We start from the raw sequence: 13,489 nt of genomic DNA, 5'->3' as shown, positions 1-13,489 counted from the left end.
TAGTTGGCTCAATTGTCGCATGTTGAAAAATTTGAATAGCATTTAACATCGACAAACTGACGGCTTTTTCTCTATCTCATTTTTTCTGTTCAGTTACGGGTGACGAAATTAACTCGACCAGCTCTTCCTTTCCCCACTATTCATGGGCATCAACGGAGAAAAGTTTTATGGATTCTGCGGTTCCTTCAAAGGCGTTGTCATAGCAACCCAGAATATTGATGTCGTAACCGGGCCCAGCTTCTCGGGTTAAAAGATGCTCCTTTGCGCTCCCTGGCAGTATTGCTATCAAGCGTCCTCCCGGTTTCAGGAATCTCATCGCATGTTGAAAATGTGCAATCCAGCGTGAGTCACTAAATGGAGGATTCATCAGAATTCTTTCAAACAAGCCGGTATTTTCAGGCTTGACCAATAGAAAATCATTAAGGGTGACGTTCCAGCGCAGGCCAGTAATTGCAACAGCTGCGGGGTGTATATCAAAACCAGTAACATCCACCCCCTCTGGTAACCCTTTCAGTAGCGCACCAAGACCGATATTCGGTTCCAGCAAACGCATACCTGAAGCCACCATACATTCATCAATTGCTCGTTTCTGGAGTTCTCCGACCGTTGCATAGAACTGGTGCGTATAGCGGTCAGGTATAGAACCATGTAATGCCAGAAGTTTGAATGCTTCAACGGGGCTAAAGTCAAAGTCATATACTTCTCTATATCTTCTGACAGCACCCAATGACTCCCATATGTTCACCAGTTCTTTTTTCTCACTAACAGACTGGTTGTCCCGCAGGATAAAAGTGTGCGGCCCCGGTGACAGGTGTTTGCCCGCGTTCAAATGGTCAGTGGCATATGATATTAAGGAGTTAACAGCAGAGAATGATATCAACTGCGACCGATATTCATTGGTTTTTACAGTTCTTGCGGAGTTATGGCCGGTGGTGTATCGGCGATCGAGAGGAATGCAGCCTGGCATTAAATGGGATAGTACCAGATTGAGATTGTCACAAGTTTCCTCCTCAATCAGGATATGCACATTGCCGTTAATAAACCCCTTCACTTTAAGACTATCGTTATCAATACTTACCCATTCGCCAGGGTTACTCATCATGTACTCTTTGACCGCAGCCGAATTCACATCCTCAGCACCGCTTCGTCCATACATCAGTCCAATAACCTTACGAAGGTCATTAAAATAGTTGAGATAGTCATAGGATCTGCGGTTATCTCTACTTGGTAAGCAGCTGGCTATGATGAGTTTGTTGCTGAAGCCCTGGGCACGGTTAGTCTTATGCAGAGCGGAGAGCTTTTCAAACACACCATGAACCATCTGGGCGAAGTAGTCTTTTTTCTCTTCATTCAATGCGAATGCGGTAGAAAAGATACTTTCTTCGTTGAAGGGTACAGGCTTAAGCTTCTCAAAATTTGATTCTGATGATTTTCGCCATGCCCTTAATCCTTCGTTCCAGTCATCGTATCTTTCGGTGGGCATAAATGGTTTTACGCCGGTCAGATCGAGCAGCTTTTGCCAGTACTTTTCATCGAGAGCACAGCGGGCCCGTTCTATACAGAACAAATTTTCTACAGCCAGCGTATATTTGATGGAATTGTCACAAGAATCACAGAACATGCGCCATGCTTCATCATGCCGGTTCCGCATCACTGCATCATACATGGCCTGCATGTGCTTCAGTGTTGTGTTGTATTCCACCAGCAGATCGCGCATGGCATTTAGTTTTTGAAAGCCGTCATGTTCAATGAGGCCACTTTGACTGTCTACGGGATTAGCATAAAGGCTGAGGACGTCTGATTCATTTTCATCGTTATTCGCTAATACAGCTGTCGGTAGGTTCATCAGATTTCTCCAAATAGAGAAATTATGAGACAGGTATGGCAGGTGACGAAGCAAATCGACGAACTACATAAGCCGGGATATTTGGGGATACCGTGAAGTACATAGCACGGCGGAAGTCCAAAAAAAGAGACCCCAGTAAGGGGTCTTAAATGAGGTATATATAACTATCAGATCACAGAGCCCGAAGCAGACTACTCAACGTCCTGAATTTCAGGAAGCTTCAACCCTTTCGGATAGAAGATTGTATGAACAGTCAGGTCAGCCAGGAACGTAGATTTGATAATTAATTTTATTATAGGGTTAATACTATCCCAAGAATCGGGCGAATTCCAGATAGTGGCATCACAGCTTTCAGGATACTGGTTAACTCCAGGAGCATGGCCAGCCGTGCAGCGCATTGGGTCGGTTGATTCATGCTCGCATTTAGGGCAAATATAGCGCCGCAGCTGGTGTTCACCTAGGTCTTGGTCAAAATCGTGAGGAGTTTCCCAGCAATGAACATCTTCAAGCTCAGGTAGCCTGGACGGAGTGTAAAAAGCCCACGGCACTTCCGTACCTCGCAGTACCTCAAGTGCGTGTATCACCCGCTCAGGCTCGATTTTAAGCACGTCACTGTATGCTTCTATTCGATCACGTAACAGGCTGGCCATTACAGAGATTGTATGGATATCGATACCGGCTGCTTGAGCGTCCCTTTCCAGCTGCTCAATAACGACATCAATACTTGCTGGTGGTGCAGACATAAATAACTGCGTTGCGGCTTCTTGTCGTGACATATACGAAGGTTCCTTCGGTTACCGGTGACAGTAACCGATATTTTCCCCTCGCTACAGCTGGTCACGAATTTTTTCAGCTTGTACATCGGATACCAGAACACAATCACCTGTTGCAGAATTACAAACGTAATATTTTCCGTCCTGATGCTGCTGTAATTTCAGTTTTGTACCCGTAAGTGACACTGTAACGCCACTTGCTTCAAACTGCCCTTTGTTGGTGATGAAAAAGTTGTTTTTTGCGAGGGTTCCGGCTTTCAAATCAACGCCTCTGATCACTTCACCCAGGTCCCATTCGTTCATTACTGAGCGTTGTTTATGGATCAAGGAGCCAAGACAGACAAACACCACGACACTGATTGCAGCAAGACCCATAAGGTTTTTAAACGAATGGTGGGCTTTCAGGTCAAGCGTCTTCGCTTCTACCAGCTGCTCGGACGTTAACTGGACAGCTCGATTGTTACGCGAAGGACGTTTACGTTGGTTAGCAGTCATGGTTCACCTCTGTTTGAAGGAGAGATAATTTTAAACCTGCCAGTATATAAGCGATCTGAATTGGGTGAAGCGAATCATCAATGCTCATGGCCAGTCTACCCTTCTGATTGGTATCTACGGCTTTGCTGCCTCGGTACTGGTATCCATATCTCTTCCTGGCAAGTTCCAGGCCAGCCAGCATGTACTGGACTTGCTGTAACGATAATGAATCAATTTGCAGAGACTTGAGCCTGTTTTTTTGCTGGCACAGACCAAATAACTCCCTCGACTCGAAATCGTCGGGGTAAGAGTGTAGTAACCCATCAACTGAGCAGGCATTCAACTTATCGAATTCACGTTCAATACCCTCGACCGAGAAATGTCGGTCTCGAACGGACTCGACTCTACATTTGCTGAGCTGGCCATCTGGTGTGGCTACAAATATAGTTGCGCCTTCGGTCAGGTCTCCAGTCCAGTTTGTATGATTAGTCATATACGCTCCGTAATGGGCCTACTAAACAATATTATCACGGCTGAATATTTGACGAAGCAGTGCGCGATACGCGCCATGATAATGTTAAATTAGTCGTTTATTTGATAGCACCATTTTTCTCTGAATACTGTTCAAACCAGAAAACAATGGGTTTCTCTACAATGCTTATCTGGCCGAATCTTTCTGCCGTTCTGAAATTCATACTACTCTTCCGTGCCCTTTCAACCTGTAAACTTATTTGTTTGCGGAACATTTCCAGTGAATATGTTGTTTTGAGCAGATTGCAGGGCGCACAGGCTGGGAAAAGATTTTCTAAGCAGTTGGCACTTTCATTAAACACTTCACCGGTAGCCTTAAGCTTAAATTTCCCTCTGGCCGCAGCTTGCATATCCTGGACGGATTTCCTTAGCACAGGTTCTACGTGATCAGCGTGCCAACCTTTTTCTTTCAGTACCTCGCCACAATATGCACATCGACCACCAAATTTAGCCCTCAGTACTATTCTTTGTTTTTTTGACAGAGACATAATAAATTCCTTGTGGAACTAAGAGAATCGGCCATCGTCTATTGATTCAGCGATGTTGACTGCCAGGGCGTTATCGTCCAAGCCTGACAACGTTTCATAGCGAAAGACAGGAATGTGAGTTCTTTTAAAAAGGGCAATAATGAACTCTCCTTCAGGCTGAGCGCTGATAGCATCTTCATTGATCATTGCTAGCACTAGTTCCCCGGTATGCGCATCGGAGAGAACAAAATCGAACACGAATTCATCTGCGTACTGTTGCGCCTGAAGTACGTCAACCGGGGCAACCGGTTCATCTTCGAGCTCCAGCTCTACTAAGTCCCGGGCAAGCACCTGGGGTGCGATAATGTACTGACCATTGAACACCGCACTCAAGCGCACATAAAGATCCATCAGGACTTTTGGCAATATCGAATTTTTTTTGATGAAGTACTCGCTCAACCCATCAAGTGCGGCGTTCTCGTCGGCATCGGCATTAATATCTGCCTGCTGATCATGCTCGTCCAAAGGTTGCTGAGTTTGTTGTTGTTCTCGTTTTGTTCGACTCGCGTAGATAAGTATGAAAGCTGCAAAGCACACAAATGTCAGAAATATTGCGAGAGCGATTATATATTTTAGAGTCATGGGTTCATTCCTATAGTCTGGAGATACTCAGGCTCCTTGAACTTCATATTTTCGGGTATATGCCGCATCACCTTTTTGATGTATGGTTGTTCAATTCTCTTAAGCGTATCTAATTGAGATTGATAATCCTTAGTTCTCAAATCATGCTCAGCACCCAGTTGTCCTAATAACGTCTGAAGTTTCTTTAAGGCTTTGCTGCACTGCACTTCGGCATTATCCAGCTTTTCAATATTTAACCAGGAGAGAATATCGATAACAGGATTTATAGTCAGATCGACAAACAGATCAAGCGTGTCATCTGGTAAATTTGAATCAATAGGTGATTGCCGGGCAGGCATTTCATCTGCTAATCGCTTAAGCGCACCCATAGCTCTCTTTAACGAACTACTCGCAGAGGATGTGTCTATTGCTGAAAGTATGGATATTGCTTTACTGGTAGTAACCATATCCAGAAATTCAGTTGTGGAAGCACTATTACATTCATCCTTTGCTGTTTTTAATAGTTCACGGGCATTTTCTGCAAGTTTGAGTCGTCTGCCTGACTCGTTATATTTTATCTGAGCTTCTTTCCAGCAGTTGACTAGATGCTGATAAATCTCACAATCTGGTGATTTCGAAATTTCTTCCAACGAGGACATAACTACGTATTGAAGAAAGATGCTCCTGCATTTTGGCAGCAGCAGGTTAAGATGCAATTCACATTCGTTCAGCTTTTTTCGCGCCGGTGTCTCTCTGAAGAGACCAATAAATAGCGCCCACAATGAAAACTGACGATCTCTTGTCTCTTTAACCAACTCTTTAACTGCCAGGGCTCGGGCAATGTTAGCATTTTCAACCTGGCGTGATAACTCTTGGAGTTCTGTAGCTGTAATCATCTCTCAGCCCTTTAATGGAAGGTTTTTTCTGGTTGTTTGGCTTCTGCCGCGACACCTTGTTGTTCGTCTGACGGCGTTGTGATGAGTCCTGGGCTTTCACCCCCGAGGGCTTTTATCATTGTGTCCAGAACCTCCATAACAACAGAGGTAAACAAAACGAAATCGGCATCAAATCTTTGGGCGTGATCTTCTGGCGAAATGTCATCGTTCTGTTCAATAAGTTCTTCCGTAAAGGTCAGTCGTGAAAAGATGAAATTGTCATTCAGGATGAAAAACATCTGGTTCATCCAGCCCAGTGCAACCTTTGTCACAAGCTTTCCGGCCTCGATGTGATGAGCGATCTCATCACATATCAAATCCTGGCGTTTTGTTGTAACGACCCCCCCGTTTTCGAGCACATCTTTGAGCGTGGCTTCGTCGCATAAAGCTAGGCCAGGCGGCAGACTTCCTGTTTTGACCCACTCTGTTAACGTCAGTTCTACCGGCGTTTCCAGCGTGAATGGGATAATTGGAAGTGAGCCAATAGTTTTACGTAGCAAAGCTGTTACATCATCTGCTTTTTTATGGCTGGTGGTCTCAACAAGCAGTAGACGTGATTTAGTATCCACCCAAATGTTTGTAGTGCTGTATTTGCTGAAAGCCTTTGGTATGAGCTCAGCGAGCACGGCATCGTTGACGGCCTGGATCTCCATTTTCTTTAGCCTGCGGTTTTGCTCTTTCTCCAGTTTCTGAACCCGGGTTCGCACAATTTCTTTGATGGTCGCGGGAGGAAGTATTTTCGATTCGTGCTTAACAGTCAGAAGAATGAGATTATTCGACTCATGCTTTAACAGCTCGACATCTTCACCCAATGGCGGGATCCATCCTGACCGTGCCATATCATTAGGCCCGCAGGGAGTGTATTTCAACTCACTTAACTGTTCATCCAGCTTGTCTAATTCCAGAGCTTTTTGGATGCGGTAGACTACAAGGCTTTTGGGTTTAAATTGGCTCATCGTGGCCCTCAGCTGTTGCTTGATTAATTTTAATAAGGTCAGAGACACGCTCGCGGATCACGACACACTCCCAGTAAGTTAGAGGCTTAGAGCTCAGCACTTGTTTAAACTGCGCCACGGCAATATCAGGTGCTGTCCGATATTGTTCGGCGATATCCTGACAAAATTTCTCAGTCTCTGGGTTATGCAGCTTTTCAGAACAATGGAAGCGTTTCATGCCGCAGCTCCCTTTTTCGAGTTATCCGCTAATTTGACCGCGAAGATTTCTGAAGCTTTTTTCCCATCCCCGCTGCCTTTAAATATGCTTCTCCGGGCAGTCACACCATGAATAGCGAAGGCTTGATAAAGCTCACGAATATCAGGCGCATCGTGGCATGATGCGATGACATGAACCCCGCGTTCAGGCAGCAACTGGAGCAGTTTGGTAAGCTCAATCTGCATAGCGGGTGTAAAACCGCTGGCATGGTAAGCCGTGAATCTGCCGGGATTAACATATGGTGGGTCGCAATACACCACATCACCCGGGCGGGCCATTGATAGCGTGGTCTGGAAGCTGGCGCAAAGTAAAGTTGCTGAGGACATTTTCTCAGCCATTGCGTATAACTCTGTCTCTGGGAGATAGGGGTTGGCGTAATAACCCCAGGGGACGTTAAAGATGCCTTTCCGGTTGTATCGGCATAGTCCGCGATGGCCAAACCTATTCAGATAGATAAACAGAGCAGCTTGAGTGTCACTTGCACTATCATGATTATTGAACTGGCTTCGCAGCTCATAATAGGCGTCCTCAGAACGCCCGAGACAGTAAAGGCGTTTAAGCTCAGAAAGTACCTTTTCAGGCGACTTAAAAATACTCTGGTATGTATCGATCAGGTCGCTATTAATATCGGCCAAAATGTATTCTGGGTAATTCGTATTCATCATTACAGCGCCTGAACCGCCAAAGGGCTCAATAAGCCGACCACCTTTCGGTAGTACATGCTTAAGACTTGCCATAATGTTGTGTTTGGCTCCTACCCACTTCAGAACGCTTTTCATTTCATTCTGGCTCCAGAATATTAGGACGCAGTGATCGCGACCAATGGGAGCGAGATGGCATATAGCCATCCCGTCAGGAAGCTTGTTTTAACGTTATCACGCCCATGAAATTGGCTATTTCGAAAAGGCCGACAAAACGAGAGCGTTTTGTCAGACACGGACAGGCATGATGATGTCGTAATTGTTTTTGTTTACTGAAATCAATATGCCGGTCGTTGTATCACGCAAAGCAATCTGTGCGGCTTCTCCTTCTTCCGAACACGCCCCCAGGCTTGCCAGTGATTCCAGGAGGTAATCGGCATTCATACCGATATCAACAATTGTTTCGGGCTCGCCTGCCTCTTTCGCAATGTCCATCACCTCTTTGCAACTGATTGCATTTGAGCCGGGCGACTTAAGCTGTAGGGCGTTGTCTTTGAATGACATCACACAAACACTGGTGTTGTTTGGCGAGCCCTCTTTAAGCAATGGGGTTGCGCGTTTTAGTGCGGTGGTGAGTTCAGAAGGATCAACCTTAAACAGTTCAGTATTTTTGGCTACCGTGCTGGCCACGCGCTTCCAGTCCGGGTAACGGCCATCGACAAGATTTGAAATGACTGTATGGCTTCCGAGCGTAAATGTCAGGTTACGGTTGCTGTAGTCAATTTTGAATTGACCCTGGCTACCGCTCAGGATTTTATGGAGCACGGGGAAAACCCCGTTGGGTAAAATCACACCTGCATTCGTGTTACTGATAGAGGTAGGAGCTGTCGGAGATTGAATCTCATCGCCCACGTCATCGCTGAAGTCGATATCATGAGAACTGACGGCCATACGATGTCCATCAGTGGCTACAGCAATAAATTGGCCATTATCGATACCGAGGTAGACCCCATTCATATAAAAGCGGACATCGTTCTGAGCCGCAGCGTGGCTGACACGCTTGATAATCTGACTCAGCATCTGCGTTGGAAAGTAAACGCTGTAATTATGTTCCAGCGTCTCAGCCTGAATTTCGGGTATATGGTCTAAGCAAACCGGGATGTTATAGGAGTTTTTGTCGGTGCGAATGACAAGATGGTTTTTTGCCGCATGGAAGCGGACGTTAATTTCATCTTCGCCGCGCATGTTGCGGATTAAAGAAAAGAGTTGTGTTGCAGGTACTGATACGTCCATATCACCATTGCCCCCCGATACCGTCCCTTTACTGGTAATTTGGGCAGAGTTTAAGTCAATGCCAAGGGCAGAAAGACAATCCCCACGTAACCGCAGCGTGATCATCTCCAGTACTTTCATTGCAGGAGACCGGCGAATAACCATACACGGCATTTCGATAATTTTGAGAAGTGCTTCAGCAGAAATATCAAACCCTGGAAGCTCTTTAAATGATAAGCGTCTTGCCTTTGGTTGAACTGCGTCTATTGTAGATGCGTCTGTCATTTTACTGTCTCCCATAATTATCCGTGTTAAATTAATCGTACCCCCGGTCAATCAAGTGACGAATAGCAAATTATGAAAAAATGAAGTTTATTTGTGGTGACGGCGATAACCTAATTCAAACGCGAACTGCCATTGGTATTCATTTAAAGCACATCCAAGAGATGTGATGGCCTCAACAATTTCCTTTATAATGAGGTTGCCTGAATTCAATCTGTACTCGTAGTACCAACCTATATCAAATGCGATAAGCTGGAGGCGGAAAAGATGGATCTGAGGAACGTAACCAGTAACGCCGCTAAGCGCTTTTATATAAATGAGTTCCCCTTCCATTTCTGATAGAAAAACCATGTCAAGAATATTGGACGCGAAATTCGTCATGGTGAACATAAATTGAGCCTCTTTATTGAGCCTCGCGTAACACATCGGATGCCTTAAAGTAGCCGAGTCGGTGCATCATTTTATTGATCTGACCTACTTTGCCATCAGACCCTTCATACTTACTCAACCGGTGAAGTAAGATACGCATGGACATCAACACACTGTCTGATGCGTTATCACCACGGGTAAGTAGTTTATCAGTACTATCTGAGTATGACCCCGTAAGTGCCGCGCTCACCAAATCACCGGCAATAGCATCCGGGTGGCACAATGCCATCAAACCGATAATCAATGCCTGCCGATTAAGTTCCGTTTCTGTCAGGCCTGTTTTTGAAGTGAGTTCTGCTAGTAAATTATCAGTGCTCATTATCATGCTCCTTTTGCTTATGTTCTCCCGGTTGAATGGCGGAAGAGTCTTTACTACTGCGTGAAAATACATCCGCGACCAGAAATTTAGCTTTCTCTGAAGGACTCATAAATTTCCAGAGTTCATCAGGATATTCATCGTCATGCTTTTCAGATTTTTTCAATCGGGAGATTCCTTTTAATTTTGCAGCCATGCGGCTCCGTCCATACGGACGGATTGGCATTGTAAAATTTTGCTGCGAACTATCAATCAGACCAGTAAAGTGACGACCCATATAAATACCTCTAAGTGCAGTAGTTATTTTTTCCCGATTCAAAGCTCCGCCTTTAACGTCATACTACGGGATAGCATTACTGCAACGAAATATTCAGGGATTGTTTACGGCGTTTTGAAGGTGTTATCCATTACCGTTTTACTTCTCGCTACCCAGTCGTTTGCATCACTGCAATTGATGTTTGACGCTACGACCTGACGGGCGGATGTATAGATTGGACTTGCATAACCACCATTCCCGGCAACTACCAGACGGATACTGTTGAGATATGCGTAAACAGGATCCTGTAGGATTGTAGAATCGATGGATGCCTGCTGTTTACAGCTATCGCTACGCATCTTTACTACATCAGTTGCGACCATGACGCATTCAGGACATTCATTTTTAAGCTGAATGAACTGAGTTGGTGTCTGCCCCGCTGCTGGACTTCCATCTGCTCTAAGAGGAATATTGGCTTCAGCAATATTGATGCAGAAAGTCGATCCCGCAATTAGCGCCAGCAATAATTTCGTTTTCATATAACCTCGCCTTATTTAATTCAGATTTATCGAACTGAGCTTACTGCTTTAAGTGGTGAGTAAGAAAAAAAAAGGGTGACAAAACGGGGGGTGTTTTTTAACCTTAATCATATCCCATATGATTAGGTTGATTATGAACAATGCCAATATGCAGGGAGATGGTACTGAACATCGCCTGGAGCGCTTTTCCCGTATTCAGAAGGATGCGTTGGTACTTCTTCTTTTGTGCAAAGAAAAAGGCACTGCGATAGTGCCATTCACCAGGTTGCTGGGGTTTATTAACTCTGTTCCAGACAGCCAGGATGTAGCTGAGCCCAACCTACGTAAGTCACTCAAAACATTGCAGCAAAATGGCTATGTATGGAAGTACCGGAACAAAAACGATCTTACAGTTTCATTTGAGTTAACTTCATCAGGAGAACTCCAGGCAACTTCATTTCGGGTGCGAAGATTAGAGGCATGGGGCCAGGCAGACGAGTAAAACTCGTCTGCTGGTGGTTACACAGAAAGATACTTTTTACTGATAGTTAAAGCGCTGCGTCGTTTTAATGCAAATGGACGATTATCAGAAAGTCTGGAAGCATTACCGGCGCGAATGAATATGCGTTTCATCCTGCGGTCAAAATGTTCTTCTGACCAGCCGAAGGGATACGTACCCTTAATACCATCTATTGGCCCGGCAAGAATGCGAGCGGTTTCGCTACGAAGAGTACTTCCCCTTAAACCAAATGAGCTAAGTTTATTTCTTATCAGACTTACAGAAAATTTCCTGGGTTTTAAAACACCCTTAATACAGTACAGATGTTTACTCATAGCATTACCCTTTTATTATGGGAACGATTAGCTGCGCTGCATAAAGTCGATGGATTGGCGTTTGTTTTCTTCGATTATCTTCATTGCCTCTTCAAGCCATCCAGCATCTTCACCCCGGCTGGTTAGCTCTTTGTGCTTTAGTTTGAGTGCAAATACTGCGTCATCAGCACCGGCAGTAAACAATTCTTGTCTGACTTGTTGTGTGCTGGTTGTACCATTTATAACACCAACCATATAATTCACGATATCAATAACTTGGGGGAGTAAATCTGGATCCTCATGATTAATCTCCTCGATACTGACAAACGGCAGTAACCGGTCAATCAGCATATGGGCTAGGTTGGTGATATTCAGCAGGAATAGGTTATCGTTCTCGGTGTCGCTTTTGCTTTTTACTTCTGATGCGGTAAACGACTGAACCCGGCGATTGTATTCGCACTGCCACTCCTTACAGGCACTGATCATCCAGTTCTGTATCTCTTCATCAGAAGCGTTGGATGATGGAATGTCCATCGCAGCAGGGAGAACTTGATCCCACGGGTAAACATGAGAATCAATCATCACGCCTTCCGCGTTACGCATTAACTCAGATAAAGCCACTATGATGCGGCGCATCAGATGGTTTTCAGTGAGGAGAGTAAACTCTTGTTTCGATGCACCAACGAGCTCGACGTTGAGTCCTGTCAGCGAGTCGTTAGTGTTTGGCATAGTAACAGGCCTCCTGCCCTAAAAGATGATTATGAACCAGTCCGTGGTCGCAGGGTTTAGTAGTGCCAGTCAGCGTATCCGATTTTACGCTTTCGTCTTGATCACCAGTGTTCACTGAGGGTAGTAAAGTTTTGACGACGTTTTTCATAAAGACCTTATACTGTCATGACAGTCGTATGTAATTTTAGATAAGTTCTATAAGACATCTCAAAAAATAATGGTAATCCGCGAGCAGATTACCATTCAGGCATTCATCAATCATAATATGCTACGGTTATTATTTTATAATACCGCACTGCTTTGCTATCTCGATAACATCGCCATTTTTTATGATGATACCCAGAGTTTGCGCATCCTCAATGTGTCTAGTGGCGCATCCACCGACAGCTTTAACCTGCTCGATGAGACGGTCTGAGGCAGCAGCAGTATACGCCAGTGTACTGTCTGGAGTGTTGAGACTGAACAGATAAAAGCCTGAGACAATTCCCAAAATTACCAGTAGTCCACTTCTGAGTATCGCCGAAAAAAGGGCCGCAACGCAAATTGCACCACCGGCATAAATAGCAGCCTGGCCATATGACATAGACCCATTTTCCAGTATCGTCTGGAGTGCGTTATTGAATTCATTCACGGCAATAATTCCCCATTAGTTATGATACAAATTAAAACAGATATGCTGCTAATCATTAAAAGGCTATCTCAGTTCCATAAGCACCAGTGCTTCCTGGAACTTCATCCTGATTTCCCAAATAATAATTTTCCATTGTTGGGGGCGAGTTGCGTGGTGTTGCTGGCCTCGCGTTCGTGTTTTGTGGCCTGCGGCTATAACTGGTATTCTGCCGGTGATCCTGCCCACGGTTCTGCTGGAGGTGACGACTCACCAGTTTATTACCGCCTACATTGACTTTGCGAAGAACATGCCCCTTCACGGGGTTGACAAGTACGTCCATAAAGAAGCGTTCTTTACCATCCTCCTTGATTAGGCGGGTACGCAATTGGGCCTCCAGGTACACTCCTGTCCCGACATGAAGATGATTGCGGGCCACATCAGCAAATTGACCAAGCAAAATGATCTGATAGTGTTCTTCCGTAATTTTCTCCAGACCAGATTTATCCTCCATTGAGGACTCAGATGTTGTTACATAAATCTTTGCGTAGATGCCGTGGGTAGGGTGTTGTCGGATTTCAGGCTCACGGCCTACAGTACCTTCGATAATTACTTTGCTATAGCCACGATTAGTCATACACCCTCCCCAGCTCTGTATCGGATGACATTATTATCAGCCTGTCCGGTCTGGTGACGAATGGTAATTCGTTAAATAATTGCACTGCACATCCATAAAAATAGTCAGGATATTAAGTTTGTGGTGAGAA

General features: G+C 45.0%; 20 protein-coding genes. 1 reads left to right on the top strand and 19 read right to left on the bottom strand.

Translation table 11 applies throughout. The annotated features are described in order from the left end of the window. Positions 1 to 136: 136 nt before the first annotated feature. The 15 genes from HV318_RS22970 to HV318_RS22900 form a co-directional block, all read right to left on the bottom strand. The gene (locus tag HV318_RS22970; RefSeq protein ID WP_007372173.1) at positions 137 to 1,846 is read right to left on the bottom strand and encodes a DUF4942 domain-containing protein; all 1,710 of its coding nucleotides are present in this window, start codon (positions 1,844 to 1,846) and stop codon (positions 137 to 139) included. A 191-nt stretch (positions 1,847 to 2,037) separates the two neighbouring features. After that, on the bottom strand, positions 2,038 to 2,622 hold the full coding sequence (locus tag HV318_RS22965; RefSeq protein WP_032951326.1) for a hypothetical protein: 585 nt from the start codon (positions 2,620 to 2,622) through the stop codon (positions 2,038 to 2,040). Positions 2,623 to 2,673: 51 nt separating this feature from the next. Next, positions 2,674 to 3,114 carry a hypothetical protein gene (locus HV318_RS22960; RefSeq protein ID WP_223226831.1) on the bottom strand — a complete coding sequence of 147 codons (441 nt, stop codon included), beginning with the start codon at positions 3,112 to 3,114 and terminating at the stop codon, positions 2,674 to 2,676. Continuing rightward, positions 3,104 to 3,586 carry a hypothetical protein gene (locus tag HV318_RS22955; protein WP_032951323.1) on the bottom strand — a complete coding sequence of 161 codons (483 nt, stop codon included), beginning with the start codon at positions 3,584 to 3,586 and terminating at the stop codon, positions 3,104 to 3,106. The genes HV318_RS22960 and HV318_RS22955 overlap by 11 nt, the downstream gene beginning before the upstream one ends. Positions 3,587 to 3,683: 97 nt before the next feature. Beyond that, complete coding sequence (locus HV318_RS22950; RefSeq protein ID WP_032951321.1) at positions 3,684 to 4,112, bottom strand: HNH endonuclease; 429 nt, start codon at positions 4,110 to 4,112, stop codon at positions 3,684 to 3,686. An 18-nt stretch (positions 4,113 to 4,130) separates the two neighbouring features. After that, positions 4,131 to 4,733, bottom strand: a complete 603-nt coding sequence (locus HV318_RS22945; RefSeq protein ID WP_223226832.1) for a hypothetical protein — start codon at positions 4,731 to 4,733, stop codon at positions 4,131 to 4,133. Beyond that, entirely contained in the window at positions 4,730 to 5,608 is an 879-nt protein-coding gene (locus tag HV318_RS22940; RefSeq protein WP_009654998.1) for a hypothetical protein, read from the bottom strand. Before HV318_RS22940 ends, HV318_RS22945 begins: the two co-directional genes overlap by 4 nt. An 11-nt stretch (positions 5,609 to 5,619) precedes the next feature. Further along, positions 5,620 to 6,603, bottom strand: coding sequence for a recombination-associated protein RdgC (rdgC, locus tag HV318_RS22935; RefSeq protein WP_007372167.1), 984 nt, complete (start codon positions 6,601 to 6,603; stop codon positions 5,620 to 5,622). Continuing rightward, on the bottom strand, positions 6,590 to 6,820 hold the full coding sequence (locus tag HV318_RS22930) for a hypothetical protein (RefSeq protein ID WP_007372166.1): 231 nt from the start codon (positions 6,818 to 6,820) through the stop codon (positions 6,590 to 6,592). Before HV318_RS22930 ends, rdgC begins: the two co-directional genes overlap by 14 nt. Next, the gene (locus tag HV318_RS22925) at positions 6,817 to 7,638 is read right to left on the bottom strand and encodes a DNA adenine methylase (protein WP_007372165.1); all 822 of its coding nucleotides are present in this window, start codon (positions 7,636 to 7,638) and stop codon (positions 6,817 to 6,819) included. The genes HV318_RS22930 and HV318_RS22925 overlap by 4 nt, the downstream gene beginning before the upstream one ends. 150 nt (positions 7,639 to 7,788) lie before the next feature. Further along, complete coding sequence (gene dnaN, locus HV318_RS22920; RefSeq protein ID WP_223226826.1) at positions 7,789 to 9,072, bottom strand: DNA polymerase III subunit beta; 1,284 nt, start codon at positions 9,070 to 9,072, stop codon at positions 7,789 to 7,791. Between the two features lie 72 nt (positions 9,073 to 9,144). Continuing rightward, complete coding sequence (locus HV318_RS22915; RefSeq protein ID WP_009653866.1) at positions 9,145 to 9,444, bottom strand: hypothetical protein; 300 nt, start codon at positions 9,442 to 9,444, stop codon at positions 9,145 to 9,147. Positions 9,445 to 9,457: 13 nt separating this feature from the next. Continuing rightward, positions 9,458 to 9,802, bottom strand: a complete 345-nt coding sequence (locus tag HV318_RS22910) for a hypothetical protein (RefSeq protein WP_032951317.1) — start codon at positions 9,800 to 9,802, stop codon at positions 9,458 to 9,460. After that, the gene (locus HV318_RS22905; RefSeq protein WP_223226827.1) at positions 9,792 to 10,076 is read right to left on the bottom strand and encodes a hypothetical protein; all 285 of its coding nucleotides are present in this window, start codon (positions 10,074 to 10,076) and stop codon (positions 9,792 to 9,794) included. The genes HV318_RS22910 and HV318_RS22905 overlap by 11 nt, the downstream gene beginning before the upstream one ends. 104 nt (positions 10,077 to 10,180) lie before the next feature. After that, positions 10,181 to 10,594 carry a hypothetical protein gene (locus HV318_RS22900; RefSeq protein ID WP_007372162.1) on the bottom strand — a complete coding sequence of 138 codons (414 nt, stop codon included), beginning with the start codon at positions 10,592 to 10,594 and terminating at the stop codon, positions 10,181 to 10,183. Between the two features lie 133 nt (positions 10,595 to 10,727). Between HV318_RS22900 and HV318_RS22895 the strand changes: the two genes are divergently transcribed. Then, complete coding sequence (locus HV318_RS22895; protein WP_127649446.1) at positions 10,728 to 11,075, top strand: hypothetical protein; 348 nt, start codon at positions 10,728 to 10,730, stop codon at positions 11,073 to 11,075. 17 nt (positions 11,076 to 11,092) lie between these two features. On the opposite strand, the gene HV318_RS22890 is transcribed toward HV318_RS22895, so the two are convergent. From HV318_RS22890 to HV318_RS22875, 4 genes are all read right to left on the bottom strand, one after another. Beyond that, positions 11,093 to 11,407, bottom strand: a complete 315-nt coding sequence (locus HV318_RS22890) for a hypothetical protein (protein ID WP_127649449.1) — start codon at positions 11,405 to 11,407, stop codon at positions 11,093 to 11,095. A gap of 27 nt (positions 11,408 to 11,434) precedes the next feature. Beyond that, positions 11,435 to 12,115: a hypothetical protein gene (locus tag HV318_RS22885; protein WP_007372161.1), complete on the bottom strand. Its 681-nt coding sequence runs from the start codon at positions 12,113 to 12,115 to the stop codon at positions 11,435 to 11,437. Between the two features lie 277 nt (positions 12,116 to 12,392). Further along, positions 12,393 to 12,746, bottom strand: coding sequence for a hypothetical protein (locus HV318_RS22880; RefSeq protein ID WP_154050669.1), 354 nt, complete (start codon positions 12,744 to 12,746; stop codon positions 12,393 to 12,395). 55 nt (positions 12,747 to 12,801) lie between these two features. Continuing rightward, positions 12,802 to 13,359, bottom strand: coding sequence for a single-stranded DNA-binding protein (locus HV318_RS22875; protein WP_008786804.1), 558 nt, complete (start codon positions 13,357 to 13,359; stop codon positions 12,802 to 12,804). Positions 13,360 to 13,489 lie beyond the last annotated feature (130 nt).

This window comes from Enterobacter sp. RHBSTW-00901 (assembly GCF_014103115.1).
Lineage (GTDB): Bacteria > Pseudomonadota > Gammaproteobacteria > Enterobacterales > Enterobacteriaceae > Enterobacter > Enterobacter cloacae_P.
The sequence above is the reverse complement of the archived record's forward strand: the minus strand, read 5'-3'. Positions and strand labels throughout refer to the sequence as shown.